Origin of the sequence: Marinobacter metalliresistant (assembly GCF_038098645.1) — a bacterium.
Taxonomy (GTDB): domain Bacteria; phylum Pseudomonadota; class Gammaproteobacteria; order Pseudomonadales; family Oleiphilaceae; genus Marinobacter; species Marinobacter metalliresistant.
In genome coordinates, this window is record NZ_CP101118.1 from 1,607,577 (window position 1) to 1,627,299 (window position 19,723).

The window sequence follows — 19,723 nt, forward strand, 5'->3', positions numbered from 1 at the left end:
GCGAGGAGTTCAATCGTGTGGTTTCTGGACTGTCGAACGCGGGTTACAGGGGCTTTGAAAAGGAGTGGTGCAGGTCATCACAACCATAGCGTCCTGATCGTAGTTGTAGTGCTTGAAGCGGGGCATTCCGACGGCTCCTTGTCTGTTTGCCTGATCCTAACAAACCGGGATGGGATTTTCGGTTTTTCAACAGCCTCAACGCTCGGCTTTGCGGCGTGCCGGAGCGCAACGTAGGCGCGTCCGACAACAGCCGCTTGTTAACCCCGGAGTTCGAGGTCTTCCCGGATGACCTCGGGATGGCGGAAAGCAATCTCGATGAGCGCTTTTGCTGGCCCAGAGGGTTTACGTCGGCCTTGCTCCCATTCCTGCAAAGTACGCGCAGAAATATGCAATACCTCAGCAAACTCTATCTGGGTCAGACCAGTTTTACCCCGTGCTTCTGCCACCTCATTAGGTTCTACACGACTGGTTCGTGCGGCTTTACCCGCTTTCATTTCTTTGACGGACTGGAGTAGCTTGTTGCCAAGCTCCTCTGCACTCAAAGTCTTGTTACTCATTTTCCAATACCTCACGAATCGACTTCAGGATATGAGCGGGTATGTTGCCCCTGACGGCCTTTTTGTAGATCACCAACAACCAGATCTCACCATTTGCCAGCTTGGTGAAGTAAATAACTCGCACCCCACCACGCTTCCCTGAACCCGCTACCGACCAACGAACCTTTCTACACCCTCCGCTACCTGGGATGGGGTCGCCAATTTCTGGACTGGCTGCCAGCCAAGCAAAGAAAGCGCTTCGCTCCTCCTCAGTCCAGATTTTTCTGGCGTCCGCTTCAAATGTAGGGTTTCGATAATGGTAAGCATGCCAACAAATATACGTCATTGACGGAGTTTTGCAAGATTGGAGTCAAAAAGGGTTAATCGGGATAGGGCGAGGCCTCACGGCCCCGCTCCCCCCACACCACCGGGCATACGGATCACGTACCACGGCGGTTCGGTTGATTGAGTTGTTCAGCGATCCACAAGGTCCGGCAGCCCCAGCGACAGGAAATACTGTCGGGGCAAAGCTTGCGCCGCACCCATTTCTCCAGGTCCTGGATCGGCGATTTCACTTGCGCAAAACCGTAGTAGCCTTTCCAGCCCCTCAGGTACACCGCTAACTCATCAATTACCGTCTGCATCGAAGGACTGTTTATACAGTATAATATACAGTATTGTTGAGGCGTGCCAGCAGAAGAAGCCAACATAGCCACATTTAAACAGTATCGGGTATGCCTATGAAAACTCGTGCCACCGGCCTGAATCCTCACAATCGCTTCCAACCCATTGTCACGGATCGCCAGTGTGATGATGGCTGGTATCAGGATCCGGAGGATGAGCTGAACCCGGACACCCTGGCGACCGAAGTGGTCTATGAAAACGTCCGGTCAATCATCAGCCGCAATACGTCGCCGGATGTACCCTTTGACCAGTCGATCAACCCCTACCGGGGGTGCGAGCATGCCTGCATCTATTGTTTTGCCCGGCCGACCCACGCGTACTGGGACATGTCTCCGGGCCTGGATTTCGAAACCCGCCTGATCGCCAAGCCCAACGCCGCCGGCAAGCTCCGGGAAGAGCTGGACCGGCCCGGTTACCGGGTTTCGCCCATTGCCCTGGGCATGAATACCGACGCCTACCAACCCCTTGAACGGGACCAGAAGATCACCCGCCAGATACTGGAGGTGCTGCTGGAGTACCGACATCCGGTTTCAATCATCACCAAAGGAGCCCTGATCCTGCGGGACCTCGATTTACTCTCCCGCCTTGCCAGCGAGGGTCTCTGCTCGGTGCGCGTGAGCCTGACCACCCTGAGCAACGACCTGAAACGTCGAATGGAGCCCAGAACCGCCGCTCCGGCAACCCGGCTGAAAATAATCAGGCAACTCTCGGAAGCGGGGGTTCCGACCGGCATTATTCTGGGGCCTGTCATACCGTTCATTAACGATCATGAGATCGAGGCAATTCTTGAGGCTGCAGCCAAGGCCGGGGCAACCCGGGCCAGCTGGATTATGCTACGTTTACCTCACGAACTGGACGAACTGCTCCAGGACTGGTTGCACCGGCACTTCCCACAGCGGGCGGAACACGTAATGAACCGGATGCGGGACCTGAGGGGCGGGAAAAACTATGACGCCGCATTTGGCCGCAGAATGACGGGCACAGGCCCCTATTCCGACCTGATCCGCCAGCGGTTCTCGAAGAAAGCACGGCGCCTGGGGCTCAATCTTCATGAGGAAGCGCCCCTGCGAAGCGATCTGTTCCGCCGACCCGGCGGTGAACAAATGGGGCTGTGGTAATCAAATGGAGACCACCGATGCATGGGCCAAGTCGTTTTTCCCTTACCACGGCACGGCTTACCAAGTGGCTGCCAGTCCTTGCCGTTCGCAACGGAGGGCAATATTCCGTCCGACAGGATCCTGCTGAGCGCCGAGCATTGCCTCAGCGAATACATTGATGACCTCGACAAGGCCCACGTCGGTCCCTGCTGGCAACAGCGACCACCACATCCGGCTTCAGGATGGCAGGCGGCTGGCCTACACCGACCTGGGTGATCCCCGGGGTTATCCCATACTGTTCGGTCATGGCATGCCCGGTTGCCGGCTGGAAGGCCACTTCCTGCATGAGCGGGCGCGCCACCAGGGATTCCGCATCATTACTCCGGACCGTCCGGGGATCGGGTTATCGGATTACCGGGAGCGCCGGACACTCAGAAACTATCCAGAGGATATCCGGCAGCTGATCGACGCCCTGAAACTGCCGCGCTTCTCCTATATAGGCTGGTCCAGTGGCGGCTCCCGGGCATTGGCCTGCGGCTATGCCCTCTCGGACCGGATGGATCTCGGAGTCTGCCTTTCAGGCTACACCCACTTCCGCGAATTTCCCGGCCATCACAGACTGATTGAGGGCACGCGATGGCCCGGCCCCGGCCTCATGCGGCTGAGCCCGGCCCTGCTGAAGCTCGTCGTCCGGCTGGTCGTCTGGATTTCCCTCCGACACCCCAGCCTGTATATGCGTGAGGCAAAGCACTTGGTAAGTGAACAGGACAGATCCCTGCTCCGCGCTTGTCTGAGAGGCGAATACTTTCGGCGCGACCAGTTGGAGTGCCTGCAAAGCGGCGGCCAGGCCATCGCCACCGACTTGCTGACCGAGCTGGCAGACTGGGGCTTCAAACTCAAGGGCGTGAAGGTGCCGATCCTCGTCTACCAGGGTCAACAGGACCCTTTCATCCCTGTGGACTATGCCCGTCATCTTGCAGACAATCTGCCCGACGCCGACCTGACCCTGATGCCAGACGCAGGCCACCTGTACCCTCTGTCAGGGCGGTTTCAGGAACACCTGTTTCAACGGCTGAACCATTATCTGAACAACCAGCACAGGGAACTACAAACTGAGCCATGACCCCTGAAATCAATGTTGTCTGGCTGGGCGGCTTTTCGGTCATGATGCTTCTGGATGCCACCCTCGGTTAGATCGCAGCGGACAGATTCCAGACCCCTGCCAGAGCTTCCAGCGCTTCTGAAATCAGAGGCTCGTCCTGCCGGTCACGGTGCCAGATAAAGCTCAAGGCACAGGGCAACTGAATCCCTTCGGCGATGACCAGCCCCTGTTCCTGGCGCTCAGCCATGGCCAGCGCATCCCTGGCAAGACTCAGGCCGACGCCGGCCCGAACCAGATCCAGCATGCAGGCCTCCTGGTCGACCTGGGCGACGCCACGGGGTGCCAGGCCCAGCGGTTCCAGGGTTCCCTTGAGTAACCGGTGGTGAACCGAGTCCTCCGGCGTCACAATCCAGGGCATGGCCGCCAGATCCGGCCACTGTGCAGACAGAATCCTCTGCCCCCAGCCTGCCGGCGCAACGACATAATAATGAAACCGGGTCAGTTCACGGTGGGTCACTTCGGGCGCCAGCACACCCGGGCCGACACCCGGCGGGGCCAGAAAAAACCCGACATCCAGGCGACCATCACGGACCTGCTCCAGAACACTGCCGCTCATCCCCTGCCGCAGTTCGGTCTCCAACTGGGGTGCACGTTCCACCAGCCGGTGCAGAAACGCCCCGAGACGAATGAATTCGGGATCCACAATGGTGCCGATGCTCAACCGGCCCCGCAGGGTACTGTGCAGTGCCCGGGCGCTCTGTCCGAACGCCGCCATGGCGGCCAGCGCTTTCTCGGCAGAAGGTAACAGGGCCTGGCCATCCGGCGTGAGGGCCAGCCCCTGGGGCTTGCGCAGGAACAGCTTCAGATCCAGTTCCTCCTGCAGGTGTTTGAGCTTCAGGCTGACGGCCGGCTGGGTCAGGTGAAGACGGGCTGCGGCACGGGAGACGCTGCCCTCACGGGCTACCGTAACGAACGCCCGCAAGCTCTGGAGGGGGTGCATAATATGCCTCATTCTCATTAAAGTGATATAAGCCTACATTATATCTGGCTTTTAGAAATCTCAATTGCTTTGGCTCCTGATCCACTCTAGCCTGTATGGTCAAATATCCACCAATACTGAAAGAAAGCCCTGAAAGACTCAATAACTGGCGTCATTCGAGGGATTCACGGGAAAAAATCGAGGCATTCATGACCAACGCGACCATCCTCCATTATATCAATGGCGAAATATCACCAGGCACCACAAGCCAGACTCAGGACGTGTTCAATCCGGCCACTGGTCAGGTGACCGGTCAGGTTGCTCTCGCCAATCGTGCGGATGTGGACGCAGCCGTTGCCGCCGCCGATGCTGCCTTCCCGGCATGGGCGGATACTCCGCCGATCCGGCGTGCCCGGGTTATGTTCAAGTTTCTTGAGCTTCTGAACAGGCACAAGGACGACCTGGCCTGGGCCATCACCGCCGAACATGGCAAGGTCTTCACCGACGCCCAGGGTGAAGTGGCCCGAGGCATCGACATTGTGGAGTTTGCCTGTGGCATCCCCCAGTTGCTGAAAGGCGATTACACCGAGCAGGTCAGCACCGGCATTGATAACTGGACCACCCGCCAGCCCCTCGGTGTGGTTGCTGGTGTCACCCCGTTCAACTTCCCGGTCATGGTGCCCATGTGGATGTTTCCGGTCGCCATCGCTGCTGGTAACACCTTTGTACTCAAACCCAGCCCGCTCGACCCGAGCGCATCGCTGATGATTGCCGATCTGCTGCGTCAGGCGGGCCTTCCCGATGGCGTGTTCAACGTGGTTCAGGGCGACAAGGAAGCGGTGGAAGCGCTAATTGAGCACCCGGATGTGCAGGCCCTGAGTTTTGTCGGCTCCACCCCGATTGCCAACCTGCTCTATGAAAAAGGGGCAAAACACGGCAAACGTATCCAGGCCCTCGGTGGCGCAAAGAACCACATGGTGGTGATGCCCGACGCAGACCTGAACAAGGCCGTCGATGCCCTGATCGGCGCCGCCTACGGCAGCGCCGGCGAGCGCTGCATGGCCATTAGTGTCGCGGTGCTGGTTGGCGATGTGGCGGACAAGATCATGCCACGGCTGGCCGAACGGGCCCGCACCCTGAACGTGAAAAACGGCGAGCAACTCGATGCCGAGATGGGCCCGATTGTCACGGCCGCTGCGCACCAGCGCATTACCGGCTACATTAACAAGGGCGTGGCCGAAGGCGCCAAGCTGGTGGTAGATGGCCGCGAGTTTGATGCCTCAAACACCGGAGAAGGCTGTGAAGATGGCTTCTGGATGGGCGGCTCGCTGTTCGATCAGGTAACGCCGGACATGATCATCTATCGGGAAGAAATTTTTGGACCGGTTCTGGCGTGCGTTCGGGTACCGGATATCGCCACTGCCATTCGCCTGATCAACGGCCACGAATTCGGCAATGGTGTGAGCTGTTTCACAGAGAGCGGCAGTGTGGCCCGGGAGTTCGGCCGCCGAATCCAGGTAGGTATGGTAGGCATTAACGTACCCATTCCGGTACCCATGGCCTGGCACGGCTTTGGTGGCTGGAAACGTTCCATGTTTGGCGACACCCACGCCTATGGCGAGGAAGGCGTGAAGTTCTACACACGCCAGAAATCCATCATGCAGCGCTGGTCCGATTCCATCGATGCCGGTGCAGAATTTGTCATGCCAACTGCCAAATAACGACCGAACGAGCTGCGGAGAAAACGCCATGTCCGACAACAAAAAGGCACAGGGACAGCAAGAGTTCGACTACATCGTGATAGGTGCCGGCACCGCCGGCTGCCTGCTCGCCAACCGCCTTAGTGCAGATCCGGCCAACCGGGTATTGCTGATCGAAGCCGGTGGCCGGGACAACTACCACTGGATCCACATTCCGGTGGGCTATCTCTACTGTATCAACAACCCGCGTACCGACTGGTGCTTCCGCACGGACCCGGACGCCGGTCTTAACGGGCGTTCGCTGATCTACCCCCGGGGCAAAACCCTGGGAGGTTGTTCCAGTATCAACGGCATGCTCTACATTCGTGGCCAGGCCCGGGATTACAACCAATGGGCCGAGATCACCGGCGAGGACGCCTGGACCTGGGACAACTGTCTGCCGGATTTCATGCGTCACGAGGACCATTACCGTCTGGATGACGGCGGAGACGCCGATCCGGAACACGACAAATACCACGGCCACGGTGGCGAATGGCGCGTGGAGCACCAGCGCCTGAAATGGAAGGTTCTGGAAGATTTCGCCACGGCCTGCGTGGAAGCCGGCATTCCCCGGACCCGGGATTTCAACCGGGGCGACAACGAAGGCGTGGACTACTTCGAGGTCAACCAGAGAGCCGGCTGGCGCTGGAATACCTCCAAGGCCTTTCTGAGGGAGGCGGAAAAGCGCCCCAACCTCACACTCTGGCACTCAACGCACGTGCTTGGTCTTGAAACAGAAGCCTCCGGCACCGGCCCCCGCTGCACCGGCGTGCGTGTTGACAGGCCCGGCAACGGTGAAGTCGTTGCCAAGGCACAGCGGGAAGTCATTCTCTCGGCTGGCGCCATCGGCTCACCGCAACTGTTGCAGCTCTCAGGAATCGGCCCTGCCGATCTTCTTAACGAGCATGGGATTGATGTAGTGGCTGACCTGCCCGGTGTGGGTGATAATCTGCAGGACCACCTGCAGATCCGGTCCGTCTACAAGGTGAAAGGGGTCACCACCCTGAACACCATGGCCAATTCACTGATTGGCAAGGCCCGGATTGGCCTGGAATACCTGCTCACCCGCTCCGGCCCCATGAGCATGGCACCGTCACAGCTTTGCCTGTTTACCCGCAGTTCCCCGGAACACAGGCATGCCAACATCGAGTACCATGTCCAGCCCCTGAGCCTGGACGCTTTCGGGCAGCCGTTACACGATTTCCCGGCGATAACCGCCAGCGTCTGCAACCTGAATCCAACCAGCCGCGGTACCGTGCGAATTCGCAGCAACGACCCGAAGCAGGCACCGGCCATTGCCCCCAATTACCTGAGCACGCCGGAAGACCGGAAAGTGGCCGCGGATTCGCTGCGGGTAACGCGGCGCATCGCTGAACAACCCACTTTCATGCAATACCAGCCGGAGGAATTCAAACCTGGCCTGCAGTACCAGACAGACGACGAACTCACCAAACTGGCCGGCGATATTGGTACCACCATTTTCCACCCGGTGGGCACCACCCGCATGGGCCGTGCCGATGACGAGCTGGCTGTGGTGGATCCGTATCTTCGAGTCCGGGGCGTGGCGGGTCTGAGGGTGGTGGATGCCGGCGTTATGCCGACCATCACCAGCGGCAACACCAACTCCCCCACCCTGATGATTGCGGAGAAAGCCGCCCGCTGGATCCTGGCCGGCAAATAGAAATGCCAAGAGCCGGTGATCCCGGGAATCGGGAATCGGGAATCGGGAAACGTCGGGTCGGCAGCTGTCGATATGGCCGGAGACTTATTCCGCCAGCCTGACAATGTCGCCGTATTCCCGAACCTGAACCACCCGTTCTGCGACCGGTTCAGAAGCCAGGCTGCAGGTTTCGTTGACCATGGCACTGGCCACCGTCTTCGCCTCAATGCCCCGATACTTGTCCAGGGGCCCAATCAGCAGTCGGTTAACCAATGGCATCGCCTTTATTCCCAGCGCCTCGGCCGTTCGGTGCTCTCGCCGATCCCCCAGCAGCAGGCTGGGGTGGTAGATGGAGAGATAGGGATAGCTGAGCTCCCTCAATGAATCCTCGAGCTCCCCCTTTACCCGGTTATAGAAAATCGTGGAGGAAGAAGACGCGCCGATGGCAGACATCAGAATAAAGGCCCTCGCCCCCTGCGACCTGCCGAGCTCCGCCGCCTTCAGGGGGTAGCCGAGATCCACCTTGCGGAACTGTTGCTGGGAGCCGGCCTTTTTGATGGTTGTGCCCAGACAACAGACAATACTATCAACGCTGAACAGATCCGCATGGTCCGCTAGCTGGTCAAAGTCGATTTCATGCTGCTCCAGTTTCTCGTGGAGGGTCGGCAGTTTGTGCCGTACCGGTGCAATCACCTGTGAAACTTCATCTTTAGCCAGCAAGCCCTCCAGCACCTTGCCACCGGTCAGGCCGGTGGCACCCAATAACATCACTTTCATAACACTCTTCCCTGGATAAACCTGTCCCCATCCTACCAAAAACCCACCGGAACGAGTTCATCATTCCATGTACATCACTGGCCGACAGTGTTGCAGATCTTCCCACCTGGGCCTAATCGGGATAGGGGGGAGCCACTAGACTCCGCCCCTCCCACACCACCCGGCAAGCGGGTCCGCACCGGGCGGTTCGAGGCGTTGAGGTATCACGAGAGACGCGGCACGCCCAACCGATCAAAGTAGGCAATCGTCAGCACGTTGTGAATGGCAGACCGACTGTTATGCCACCAGCGACGGCTCAGGGCCGCCACTGATTCCGCAACCCAGGGACTCGCGCCAAGGCGCAGCAGTTCCCGGTAAATGGTCCTGCCCCGCTTCCACTGTTTGAGATGCAAGGCTCTTAGGCGACGGCGTAACCACTCATCCAGCGACCGCCAGATGCGTGGCGTTTGCGCCAGCCGGAAGTACCCTTTCCATCCCAACAGGTAGCTACGGAGTTGCTCTACCACCTGCTCAATACTGCGCCCTCCGTTGCGTCGGGTCAGTTGCCTGATCCTCCACTTGAACGCCTGTAACGCCTTGGCTGATACCGCGCGCCGGACGTCTCCGTCCCTCGTCTGCCATAAGGCATAGCCGAGGAACTTTCGACCGAACGCACTGGCGACTGCGCTTTTGGATTCGTTGATCGTCAAGCGCAATTTGCCGTAACAGCGACGCAACAGTCGCATCACTCGCTCACCGGCTTTCTGACTGCGTACGTAGACGTTGCAGTCATCGGCATAGCGGGCGAAGCAGTGGCCCCGGCGCTCCAGTTCCCGATCCACCTCGTCCAGCAGGACGTTCGCCAATAAAGGCGACAGAGGCCCGCCTTGCGGCGTGCCTTCGTGTCGCTCAATGACGACTCCGCCATCCATAATGCCCGCATTCAGATACGCCCGAACCAGCCGGATGACTCCGGTGTCGTTCACACGCGGCTTCAGACGGTCGATCAGGATGTCGTGGTTGACCCGGTCGAAGAACTTCGACAGGTCGACGTCCACCACGATGTGGTGGCCCTGCTGGGCATAGCGGTGTGCAGCCAAAACCGCATCCTGAGCCCGACGGCCCGGGCGGAAGCCGTGGCTGTGCTCGCTGAAGGTTGGATCGATCAGAGGTTGCAGCACTTGCAACAGTGCCTGTTGAATCAGACGGTCGGTCACGGTGGGGATACCCAGTTCCCGTTCACTTCCGTCCGGTTTCGGGATGCCTACCCGACGGACAGGCTGAGGCCGATAGCGACCTTCCAGCAATTGTTGCCGGAGATCCGGCCAGGCCCATTGCAGGTGTTCGGCTGTCTGGGCAATGTCCAGACCGTCGATACCCGCCGCTCCCTTGTTGGCCTTCACGCGCTTCCATGCCCGTTGCATATTCTCTCGTGCGAATACCTGCTCAAGCAGGCCTCGCCCTGCGCCCTCCGGTTCTCGTCGCGGGAGTCCTGTTTCATCGCTGGTCACATCTGGCAAGGCTTCACCTTCCCGCTCCGTAACCCGCCCCGCTGGCGCGGGCATCTGATGCCGTACAATGCTCATCGACAAGGCGTTTGACGCTCCTTCTCGTTCGGCCCTTCGTTCCATTCCGGAAACTACTATGGCCTCTGCTGACTTCTCGCTCCGTGTTGCCACGTTGCCCTTTCAGGCATAAGGCGAGATATCCCCGGGTAAGAACACACTCCTTCACCGCACAACCGCCGGATTTACGCCGCATCGCCTTGGCCACAAGAGCTTCGCGGCTTCTAGCCCGCTCGCCCTGCTCGGCAGCGCCTTATATCCGATTCTTGTTCATCGGCTCACGGTTTACGCTCCACGCTTCCTCTCCACAGTTGGTCGCCCTTCCGCAGTTGCGCTTCACTTCGTTCGCTGTGGCCAGCTTACGGGAGGACTTGCACCTCCAGGAGTGCGCCCATGCCGGGCGCACTAAAAAAGCACCGGGCAAGGCCCGGTGCAAAGACTGACCACAGGTCGTCAGAGGGAGTATTTAAACCGCGTCAGTCGCTGACAGGGCTTTCCTTCATGGCCGCGTGCATGCGGCGACGGAGAATCGGACCAACCAGCACTGGCAGCACCAGACCGAGGCCGGCCACCAGCCATAGCCCGATGGACAGCGGGCTGGACCACAGCACACTCCAGTCCCCGTCGGACAGCACCAGGGCGTGGCCCAGGTTCTTTTCCATCTCCGGTCCTAAGAGCAGGCCCAGGATGACTGGTACCAGCGGGATCTCGAGCTTGCGCAGGAAGTACCCGGCAACACCGAAGGCCACCATGAAGTACAGATCAAAGGTACTGTGGCTGATGGAGTAAACCCCCACGAAGGCTACCATGGTCACGATAGGCAACAGGTACATGGGTGGTATCGAAAGCAGCCGGACAAAGAGGCCCACCAGCGGGATGTTCAACACCAGCAACAGCACGTTCCCGATCAGCAGCGCCGCGATCACGCCCCAGACAATGTCGGCATTCTGGGTGAACATCAGGGGGCCCGGGGTGATGTTGAGGGAGATCAGCATCGCCAGCAGCACGGCGGTGGTTCCGCTGCCCGGCACACCCAGGGTCAGCATCGGCACCAGGGCACCGGAAGACGCGCCGTTGTTGCCGGCCTCCGGAGCCGCCACGCCCCGGATATCACCTTCGCCAAACGTGCCCTTCTTGCCCAGCACCTGCTTTTCCAGGGTGTAGCTGATAAAGCTCCCCAGAGACGCACCGGCGCCGGGAAGCACACCCGCAATAAAGCCCAGAACGCCACCCCGCAGCTGGGTCGGAATGGTGCTGACCAGTTCCCTGAAGCTCAGGGTTATCTTGCCCACAGTCATCTTTTTGCGACCGCCTCCCATGCGCGACTCTACGAAAAACAGCAGTTCGGAAATCGCAAACAGGCCAACAATGGCAAGGATGAAGTCGATACCCTCATACAGCTCCAGAATATCGAAGGTGTATCGCTGGGTGCCGGTGGAGATATCAATGCCAACCGTGGAAACCATGATCCCCAGGGTCGCCGCAATCACCGTTTTCATGGGGTTCTTGCCGGTAATGCCGCCCAGGGTGGCGAACGCCAGCATGAACAGGGCAAAGTACTCCGCCGGGCCGAAGGTCAGGGCAAATTTCGCCAGAATCGGCGCCAGCATGATCAGACCGATCGTGCCGATCAGGCCACCGGTGAACGACGCCACGGCGGAGATGGCCAGGGCATCCGCCGCCCGGCCTTGCTGAGCCATGGGGTAGCCGTCGAGACAGGTCATCATGGCAGGCTCATCGCCCGGTATATTCAGCAGGATTGATGAGATTCGCCCGCCGTACATCGCGCCGGCATAGACCGAGGTCAGCAGGATCATCGCGGTTTCCGGGGGCAAACCCAGGGTGAAGGCCAGCGGAATCAGGATGGCCACACCGTTGGCCGGGCCGAGGCCGGGCAAACAGCCGATCAGGGTACCCACAAAGGCACCGAACAGCGCAAACATCAGGTTATACGGTGTCAGCGCGACTGCAAACCCCTCCATCAGAAAGCTCAGGGTTTCCATCAGTTCACCTCCAGCAAGCCACCGGGCAGGCTCAGGGACAGGCCGTAATTAAACAGCACAAACACCACCACCGCGCTGACCAGACCGGTCATAAACGCCTTGAGGGGCGCACCACCCATGCGCCAGCTGAGGGTGCCCACGGCCAGGGTCGTGGAAATCACAAACCCCAGGGGTTCCAGCAGCAGGGTGTAAACCACCAATACCACCAGTGAAATCGACAGCTCCAGGGCAGATTTACCGACCGGCCACTGAGCGTCCGGATCCGGCCTGATCATCAGATACAGGCTGCCAGCCACCAGCACCACCGAGAGAATGGTGGGGAAGGTTTCCGGTCCCACGCCCTCAGCGCCGCCGAATGGCTCGGGCCACTGTTGGGCAGCCCAGCCATAGACAACGGCGAGGACCAGAAGGCCCAGACCGAGAATGCGATCACCAAAGCTGGTCATTTCAGTAATCCGATTTCGCGGGACAGCTTTTCGATGTCCTGAACCTGGTTACGGACAAATTCATCGAACTGATCAGCGGGCGGATGAAAGGGAATCAGGCCATTGCTCTTCATGACTTTTTTCCATTGCTCGCTGGCGTACAGAGTGTCCACGGCGTTAACCCAGTACTCCTTGGCCGCTTGATCGGCGCCTTTGGGCATGTAGAAGCCACGCCAGTTCGGACCGAGGGCTTCAATACCCTGCTCTTTGGCCGTGGGAATATCACCAAACTTGCCGGGCAGGCGCTCTTCGGACAGGACAGCGAGAACCCGCAGGTCACCGGATTCCATGAAACCGGTGGCTTCCGAGATATCGCCGGTAAAGGCATCCACCTGGCCGCCGACCACCTGGGTCATGGCCTCGCCACCATTGTTGTACGACAGGTAGGGAATACGCGGCAGGTCGTCGGCGCCCGCTGCCTTGGCGGCGATCAGCACTTTCAGGTGATCCCAGCCACCCCGGGCGCTGCCACCGGCAAACTTGACGGATCGGGGATCATCCGCCACGGCATCCATCAGATCATTCAGATTCTTGTATTTCGAATCCTTGCCCACGGCGATGATGCCGTAATCGGCACCCAGGGCACCCACCCAGGTCACCATGTCGGCATTCATGCCCGGAAACTGCTTCTGGGCCAGGCGTGTGGTGGTCGCGGTGGACGCCGCTACCAGCAGTTTGTTGTCCTCGGCCCGCTTGCTCACCGTGTGTGCAAAGGCAACACCACCACCGGCGCCGGCCATATTAACGGTCTGCACGGAGCCATCCACCATGCCCAGCTCCCGCATCACATTGCCTACGCTACGACAGGTAAAATCCCAACCGCCGCCGGGATCGGCAGGCGCCAGACATTCCACTTTTCCGGAGGGTTCCCAGGCCAGGACAGACATACTGACGGCGGCCGCCGCCACAAAAGACAGGGTACGTTTGATCAACATTGTGTCACCTCATGCTTGTTGTTGTGTTCGCTCCCGAGGCAGGCCTGTTGGCTAGGCCGATGGGGCGACTCGCATACAGGTTAAAAGCGGATCGGCACAGTCTTGAAGCTTGTGGTCGTAACGCCTTTAAAGAAACTAATGGCCGTTTTGTTCATAAAGTTCACGGGCAATCCGCGCCACCGTGCATTACCCTGATGAGCAAACGACAACAACACCAGCAGTCCGTATCGTGTTCCGAAAAACCAAACTCAAAACCCGCATGATTCTCACCCTCGGGCTCGTCGGTGCCTTACAGACGATCCTGATTGGCGTGTTTGCCGGCTATTACCTGAGCGAATCCCTGTACGACGAGATCGGCCAGCGGGCCTTGATGGTCGCCAAGACCGTGGCCGCCACACCGGCGGTGATTTCAGGCATTCAGAACCGGGATGTGCCAGAACTCAATCACCTGGCGGCCCGGCTGGCGAAAACCAACGAAGCCCTGTTTATCGTGATCGGTGATCAGAAGGCCATCCGCCTGGCCCACCCGGATCCAACCCGATTGGGTCACTCCATGGCAGACGACGATGGTGATTATGGCCGCCAGGCCCTTGTACATGGTGAAGCCTATGTGGCCAGAGCTCTGGGCAGCCTGGGCGAGTCCATGCGCGGCAAGGCGCCGGTGATAATACCGGGCACCGGCGAGATCATCGGTATTGTGTCGGTGGGCTACAGTCTGGCGCAGGTTGAAGCCACCATTGCACGGTACAATTTTGTGCTTTACGGGGTGATCGGTGTGATGCTGATGATCACTATCCTCCTGGCCATTGTGATTGCCGGTCGGTTCAAACGGGCGATCTTTGGCCTGGAACCCGAGGAAATCGCCCGGCTGTTCCGGGAACGGGATGCAACGCTGCAATCGGTTCGTGAAGGCATCATTGCCATCAACCGGGAAGGTCTGATTACCACCGTCAACCGCACCGCCCTGGACACCCTGGGGCTGAAACCGGAAACACCCCTGGCCGGCCAGCCGGTGCTTTCGGTATTACCGGAAAGCGACCTGTTGTCGGTGCTGGAGTCCGGCATTCCTGATTTCGACCGGGAGGTATGGCTGCGTGGCCGGCAAATGATTGTGAACCGGCTCCCGGTGCGGGACGGCAGCGACATCATTGGCGTGGTGGCCAGTTTCCGGCTCCGTGATGAGGTGGACCAGGTCAGCCGCCAGCTGACCCGCATCCAGCAATACGCCGATGCCTTGCGTAGCCAGACCCACGAGTACTCCAACAAACTGCACACCATTGCCGGCCTGATCCAGATTGGCGCCACCGACGAGGCCCTGGCCCTGATCGGGAGCGAGGTCAGCGATCACCAGGCACTGCTGCACCTGCTGCTGGACGCGGTGCCCGACCCGGTCCTGGCCGGCTGCCTGCTGGGCAAATACAACCGGGCCCGGGAAATGGGCCTGCACCTGGACATTGATCCGGGCAGCCAGATGGCTGACATTCCCGAGCAGTTGCCCAGAGACCAACTGGTCAGCGTTCTCGGCAACCTGATCGACAACGCCCTGGAAGCAACCCGGTTGCACACTGGCGAAGGTGGCCGTGTCCAGCTCTCCATGACCGATCTCGGTCAGGAACTGATCTTCGAGGTGGAAGACCAGGGGCCCGGTATTCCCCAGGCGGCCCAGCAGAAGATTTTCGAGAAGGGGGTTAGCAGCAAGGAGGGCGATGAACACGGTATTGGTCTCCACCTTGTGCGATTATTCCTTAACCGCTGGGGCGGCTCAGTCATTGTTGAAAGCCTGTCGACCGGAGGTAGCCGCTTTACTCTATACTTACCCAAGACACCGGAAGCGAGGAAAACCAGTTGACCCCCATTCGACTCCTGATCATCGAGGATGACCGCAAAATAGCGGAGATTCAGCGACGGTTCGTAGAACGACTGGAGCAGGTCGAACTCTGCGGCATCGCCCACACCCTGGCCGACGCCCGGGATCAGATTGATGTTCTGACACCGGACCTGATCCTGCTGGACGTGTACTTTCCAGACGGCAATGGCCTTGAGTTATTGCGGGAACTACGGGCGGCAGACAGCGGCAGTGATGTCATCCTGATTACCGCCGCCAAGGAAGTCGACACCCTGCGCAGCGCTCTTCGGGGCGGCGTGTTCGACTACATTCTCAAACCTCTCGTTTTCGAACGGCTGCAGGAGGCTGTCAACCGGTACCGTGAACACCGGGAGCGGTTGTCCGGTCTGCACCAGGTCGCCCAGAAGGAAGTGGACGCACTACTACCCCGAAGCACCAGTGACGACACCTCCTCCGGGGACGAACGCCTGCCCAAAGGCATTGATGCGCTGACCCTCGACAAGATCCGGGAGGTGATGGCGAGCGGCGGCCACCAAAGCGCTGAAGAGGTTGGAGGCGCCATCGGAGCCTCGCGCACCACTGCCCGCCGCTATCTGGAGTATCTGGTTGGATCCGGGGAACTGTCGGCGGAAGTCACCTACGGCAGTGTCGGGCGCCCGGAACGGCGATACTGTGCCCACCATCACTGAACCGGGGCTCCGTTTAAAGTCGCGTGAGCGCCGCCAGGACGCGGTTCCGACAATCGCAGCCAGTCCACTGCGAGGTCTGTTTGCCAGGCACCTGCCGTACGATTGACTATTATCAAGTGAAATGGCCGGCAAACGATTGAGGCACTGCCCATGGTGGAGCGCTTACAATGCCCGGAGGGCCTCCGGTTACTGCTTACCCCGAACCGTTCCCTGAGCTGGAAAGGCAACATCAGGGTCTGGCTGTGCCTTTTTGCTGTCTCCGCCGTCACCACCACAGGCTTCAGTCTCGCGGGTGCCTGGGTGATCATTCCTTTTGCCGGCCTGGAACTAATCGCACTGGCATCCGGCATCTACCTTACTTCCCGCGATTGTCAGCGGCGGGAAGTGCTGACCATCGACGATACCGATATCCACATCGAGAAAGGCAGGGAGCGGAAACAGGCGGAGTGGACCCTGCCGAGACGGTATGCCCGCCTCCGGGTCAATGCTCCGGAACATCCGTTTGCTCCGGCGAAACTGGCGCTCACTCATCGCGATATGGATGTTCCTCTGGGGCAGTTCCTCAACATTGACGACACCACCATTCTCGTTGAACTTCTGGAATCCCGTGGAGTGGCTATAGAACGTAAAGAGCCCGATTCGCAAATCGGGCTCTGGTTCTGAGTTCCTTTCAGGGATAACCCCCAGCAGTTATTCGTAATGGGCCACAATCCTGTCGATTTCGCCCGCCTTGCGTGCCTCATCCAGCGCCTGCTGCAAATCCGCGATGATGGCCGGATCTGTGTTGGTGCTGAAGGCCAGGTACATGGGCGTCTCGCGAAACACCAGCACCGGCTTGAGGCCGGTAATACCATGCTCTTCTTCAGCCACCAGCGGACCGACAAGGCCATCGGTCACCCACAGATCCGCCTGACCCAGCGTCAGGCGACGTGCATTGACATCACCCGAGATGCCCATAACAACATTGAAGCCCTGGTCCACCAGATACCCGGACATGACATCGCCCTTGTAGCCGGCAATTCTCAGATCCCTGGCATCTTCCAGCGAATCCAGTGTAATGTCGGAGTCCGGTGCGCCAAATAACGTCCATTTGATGGACGCCAGTGGCCCTACCCACTGGAACTGATCTTCCCGCTGATCGGTCCGGGCCGTGCAGAAAAGGCCATGATTTTCCCGATCCTGAACCCAGTCGTAGGCATAGCTCCAGTCCCGCATTTTCATCACGTAATCGTATTCCACACGGGCAAGTATGGCCTTCACCATATCGGTACAAATACCGGTAATGTCTTCTTCGCTGTGGGCGAAGCCTTTTCCGGATTCAGAGGTGTTATAGGGCGGGTAGTTTTCAGTAAAAATATACAGGCGTTCGGCCGCCAGAGCGGTCTGGCCGAGAGCAGACATTGCCAGCGCCATCACGCCGCATTTAATGCCTCTCATAACCTTTGAGGAGACCGATTCACGTTCAGTGGGCATTCTCTTGTCCTTTTCGACGATTCAGATGGAATGAAGATCGAGCGCCTGGAATCAATTCAGCGATAGCCATAGGCAGCAATATGGTTGAAAAAGCGGCAGTTTGGCACTTAACGCCAGCCATTATGGTCAATTCTGCCAGTAAAACCCATGATTGCGCGTCCCGCTGAAAAAGTCAGTGACAAAACGTATCTGAAAAGAGTGCCCGGGGGTTCAAAGGCCGCCGGCGGGCCATCGTTGGTCCCTGTCTTTGGTCGTCGGGTTTCGTTTGGCTGGCCTGTATTGAAATTGACGTCTCAAGGGAGACTGGGCAAACTCAATCGGGCACGTTTCCCACGATCATTTCCTCCCAATAATGAACAACAAGGCAAGTGCCATGGATTTTGTCAGAACCCCCGAAAAACGCTTTGAACGCCTGCTGGATTATCCCTTTGCCCCGCATTATGTGGAGTTGGATGGGCTGCGCATGCACTACGTGGATGAGGGCCCAGCCGAAGCCAGCCCGGTCCTCATGATGCATGGTGAACCCTCCTGGTCCTATCTTTACCGCCACATGATTCCGGTCTGTGCGGCGGCCGGCCACCGGGTGATCGCACCGGATCTGATCGGCTTCGGCAAATCGGACAAACCAACAGCCATCGATGATTACAGCTATCAGCAGCACATGGACTGGATGCAGGCGTTCATTGACCAACTGGAACTGGAAAACATTACGCTGGTGTGCCAGGACTGGGGGTCTTTGCTCGGCTTGCGGCTCGCGGCAGAAAACCCGGACCGTTTCCGGGCCATCGTGGTGGGTAACGGGATGCTGCCAACCGGAGACCAGAAAGCGCCGCCGGCCTTCAGGATCTGGAAGAACTTCGCGCTGCACAGCCCGTGGTTCCCCATTGCCCGGATCATCAACACCGGCTCGTTCCGGAAACTGGGCCCCGATGAACTGCGAGCCTATGACGCACCTTTTCCAAACAAGAAATACAAAGTGGGTGCTCGGGCCTTCCCACGCCTGGTTCCGATGCACCCGAACGACCCGGCGAGCGAGGCCAACCGTAACGCCTGGAAGGTACTGGAGCGCTGGGAAAAGCCTTTTCTGACCACCTTCAGCAACGGCGACCCGATTACCCGCGGGGGTGATGCCTATATGCAAAAGCGAGTTCCGGGCGCGAAAGGCCAGCCCCATGTCACCCTAAAGGGTGGTCACTTTCTTCAGGAGGATTCACCCGTGCCCTTTGCCCGGGCAATCAATAACCTGCTCGCCACCCTGACTTGACCGGTGCCACTCAGTCCTGGCCGACCGACATCCTGGGCCGGTAGTGCCAGGACGACCAGCTATACAGCCCCAGTGCAATCCAGATCACCACAAAGCTGACCAGTTGGACATCGCTCAATGGCTCGCCGAACACCAGTAGCGCAATAAAAAACTGCAGGGTCGGGTTGATGTACATCAGGAAGCCGACCGTCGCCAATCGCAAACGCCGGGCGGCGCCTGCGAACAGGAGCAACGGGATGGCAGTGACAATGCCACTGGCCATCAGCAGGGCGCCGATGTAAGCACTGTTGCCAAAATGGGACAGCCCTTCGCGCGCGAGCCAGCCAAAGGCAAGCAGGCCCACGGGAAGCAGTAGCATGGTTTCCACGAACAGGCCGGACAGACCATCCAGTACCACCTGTTTGCGCAGCAGGCCATAGGTTCCAAAGCTGACAGCCAGCGCCAGGGAGATCCACGGCAGTTGCCCGAGCATCACCAACTGGATAAGGATACCTATGCCCGCCAGCACCACGGCGGTCATCTGCCATGGCCCCATGCGCTCACGAAGCACCAGCATACCCAGGGCAACATTCACCAGCGGGGTCAGGAAATAGCCGAGACTGGCCTGCAGAACATGGCGGGTTTCCACGGAATAGATATAGATGCCCCAGTTAGCCGCAATGAGCAAGGCGCAGCCCAGCACCCGCCAGAGCTGTGCCGGGTTGGCGAGGGCGGCCCGCACTGCGGACCAGCGCTGAAGCCCACTGATGACAAGGGCAAGGAAAACGCAGGACCAGATTATCCGGTGAATCAGGATCTCAAACGCCGGCACCCCCTCAAACAGGGCGAAGAACAGAGGGAAACAGCCCCAGATGGTATAGGCACTAAGACCATACCAGACGCCTTTGGTCACTTCCGTCATCCGTGAATC

General features: G+C 59.2%; 18 protein-coding genes. 8 read left to right on the top strand and 10 right to left on the bottom strand.

Annotation, left to right across the window (positions count from 1 at the left end; all coding sequences use genetic code 11):
* Positions 1 to 257: 257 nt before the first annotated feature.
* Complete coding sequence (locus tag NLK58_RS07485; protein WP_117617931.1) at positions 258 to 557, bottom strand: DNA-binding transcriptional regulator; 300 nt, start codon at positions 555 to 557, stop codon at positions 258 to 260.
* 419 nt (positions 558 to 976) lie between these two features.
* Entirely contained in the window at positions 977 to 1,180 is a 204-nt protein-coding gene (locus tag NLK58_RS07490) for a group II intron maturase-specific domain-containing protein (protein ID WP_162893692.1), read from the bottom strand.
* Between the two features lie 96 nt (positions 1,181 to 1,276).
* On the opposite strand from NLK58_RS07490, the gene NLK58_RS07495 reads away from it, so the two are divergent.
* Positions 1,277 to 2,338 (top strand): PA0069 family radical SAM protein, encoded by a 1,062-nt coding sequence (locus NLK58_RS07495; RefSeq protein ID WP_117617933.1) that lies wholly within the window; start codon positions 1,277 to 1,279, stop codon positions 2,336 to 2,338.
* 157 nt (positions 2,339 to 2,495) lie between these two features.
* Positions 2,496 to 3,440 (top strand): alpha/beta hydrolase, encoded by a 945-nt coding sequence (locus tag NLK58_RS07500; RefSeq protein WP_341582445.1) that lies wholly within the window; start codon positions 2,496 to 2,498, stop codon positions 3,438 to 3,440.
* A 67-nt stretch (positions 3,441 to 3,507) separates the two neighbouring features.
* Here the strand turns inward: NLK58_RS07500 and NLK58_RS07505 are convergent, their stop codons facing one another.
* Positions 3,508 to 4,419 (bottom strand): LysR family transcriptional regulator, encoded by a 912-nt coding sequence (locus NLK58_RS07505; RefSeq protein WP_341582446.1) that lies wholly within the window; start codon positions 4,417 to 4,419, stop codon positions 3,508 to 3,510.
* A gap of 188 nt (positions 4,420 to 4,607) precedes the next feature.
* Between NLK58_RS07505 and NLK58_RS07510 the strand changes: the two genes are divergently transcribed.
* On the top strand, positions 4,608 to 6,119 hold the full coding sequence (locus tag NLK58_RS07510; RefSeq protein WP_341582447.1) for a CoA-acylating methylmalonate-semialdehyde dehydrogenase: 1,512 nt from the start codon (positions 4,608 to 4,610) through the stop codon (positions 6,117 to 6,119).
* 28 nt (positions 6,120 to 6,147) lie between these two features.
* On the top strand, positions 6,148 to 7,818 hold the full coding sequence (locus NLK58_RS07515) for a GMC family oxidoreductase (protein ID WP_117617937.1): 1,671 nt from the start codon (positions 6,148 to 6,150) through the stop codon (positions 7,816 to 7,818).
* A gap of 84 nt (positions 7,819 to 7,902) precedes the next feature.
* On the opposite strand, the gene NLK58_RS07520 is transcribed toward NLK58_RS07515, so the two are convergent.
* The 5 genes from NLK58_RS07520 to NLK58_RS07540 all read right to left on the bottom strand — a co-directional run bounded on the left by NLK58_RS07520 (position 7,903) and on the right by NLK58_RS07540 (position 13,541).
* Positions 7,903 to 8,574 carry an NAD-dependent epimerase/dehydratase family protein gene (locus NLK58_RS07520; protein ID WP_117617938.1) on the bottom strand — a complete coding sequence of 224 codons (672 nt, stop codon included), beginning with the start codon at positions 8,572 to 8,574 and terminating at the stop codon, positions 7,903 to 7,905.
* Positions 8,575 to 8,777: 203 nt separating this feature from the next.
* Positions 8,778 to 10,145: a group II intron reverse transcriptase/maturase gene (gene ltrA / locus NLK58_RS07525; protein WP_162893738.1), complete on the bottom strand. Its 1,368-nt coding sequence runs from the start codon at positions 10,143 to 10,145 to the stop codon at positions 8,778 to 8,780.
* A gap of 449 nt (positions 10,146 to 10,594) precedes the next feature.
* Positions 10,595 to 12,121, bottom strand: a complete 1,527-nt coding sequence (locus NLK58_RS07530; RefSeq protein ID WP_117617939.1) for a tripartite tricarboxylate transporter permease — start codon at positions 12,119 to 12,121, stop codon at positions 10,595 to 10,597.
* On the bottom strand, positions 12,121 to 12,567 hold the full coding sequence (locus tag NLK58_RS07535; protein WP_341582448.1) for a tripartite tricarboxylate transporter TctB family protein: 447 nt from the start codon (positions 12,565 to 12,567) through the stop codon (positions 12,121 to 12,123). The genes NLK58_RS07530 and NLK58_RS07535 overlap by 1 nt, the downstream gene beginning before the upstream one ends.
* The gene (locus tag NLK58_RS07540; RefSeq protein ID WP_117617941.1) at positions 12,564 to 13,541 is read right to left on the bottom strand and encodes a tripartite tricarboxylate transporter substrate binding protein; all 978 of its coding nucleotides are present in this window, start codon (positions 13,539 to 13,541) and stop codon (positions 12,564 to 12,566) included. The genes NLK58_RS07535 and NLK58_RS07540 overlap by 4 nt, the downstream gene beginning before the upstream one ends.
* A gap of 259 nt (positions 13,542 to 13,800) precedes the next feature.
* Here NLK58_RS07540 and NLK58_RS07545 point away from each other — a divergent pair, with 259 nt between their 5' ends.
* The 3 genes from NLK58_RS07545 (at position 13,801) to NLK58_RS07555 (ending at position 16,739) form a co-directional block, all read left to right on the top strand.
* A complete protein-coding gene (locus NLK58_RS07545; RefSeq protein ID WP_117620314.1) occupies positions 13,801 to 15,390 on the top strand; it encodes a sensor histidine kinase in 1,590 nt (529 codons plus the stop codon).
* Positions 15,387 to 16,076 (top strand): response regulator, encoded by a 690-nt coding sequence (locus tag NLK58_RS07550; RefSeq protein ID WP_117617942.1) that lies wholly within the window; start codon positions 15,387 to 15,389, stop codon positions 16,074 to 16,076. Before NLK58_RS07545 ends, NLK58_RS07550 begins: the two co-directional genes overlap by 4 nt.
* 150 nt (positions 16,077 to 16,226) lie before the next feature.
* Positions 16,227 to 16,739 carry a DUF2244 domain-containing protein gene (locus NLK58_RS07555; RefSeq protein ID WP_341582449.1) on the top strand — a complete coding sequence of 171 codons (513 nt, stop codon included), beginning with the start codon at positions 16,227 to 16,229 and terminating at the stop codon, positions 16,737 to 16,739.
* A 27-nt stretch (positions 16,740 to 16,766) separates the two neighbouring features.
* Here NLK58_RS07555 and NLK58_RS07560 read toward each other — a convergent pair whose 3' ends face one another.
* A complete protein-coding gene (locus tag NLK58_RS07560; protein WP_341582450.1) occupies positions 16,767 to 17,549 on the bottom strand; it encodes an ABC transporter substrate-binding protein in 783 nt (260 codons plus the stop codon).
* Between the two features lie 373 nt (positions 17,550 to 17,922).
* On the opposite strand from NLK58_RS07560, the gene NLK58_RS07565 reads away from it, so the two are divergent.
* A complete protein-coding gene (locus NLK58_RS07565) occupies positions 17,923 to 18,813 on the top strand; it encodes a haloalkane dehalogenase (protein ID WP_117617945.1) in 891 nt (296 codons plus the stop codon).
* Between the two features lie 10 nt (positions 18,814 to 18,823).
* On the opposite strand, the gene rarD is transcribed toward NLK58_RS07565, so the two are convergent.
* Positions 18,824 to 19,714: an EamA family transporter RarD gene (rarD, locus tag NLK58_RS07570; RefSeq protein WP_341582451.1), complete on the bottom strand. Its 891-nt coding sequence runs from the start codon at positions 19,712 to 19,714 to the stop codon at positions 18,824 to 18,826.
* Between the last annotated feature and the right edge of the window lie 9 nt (positions 19,715 to 19,723).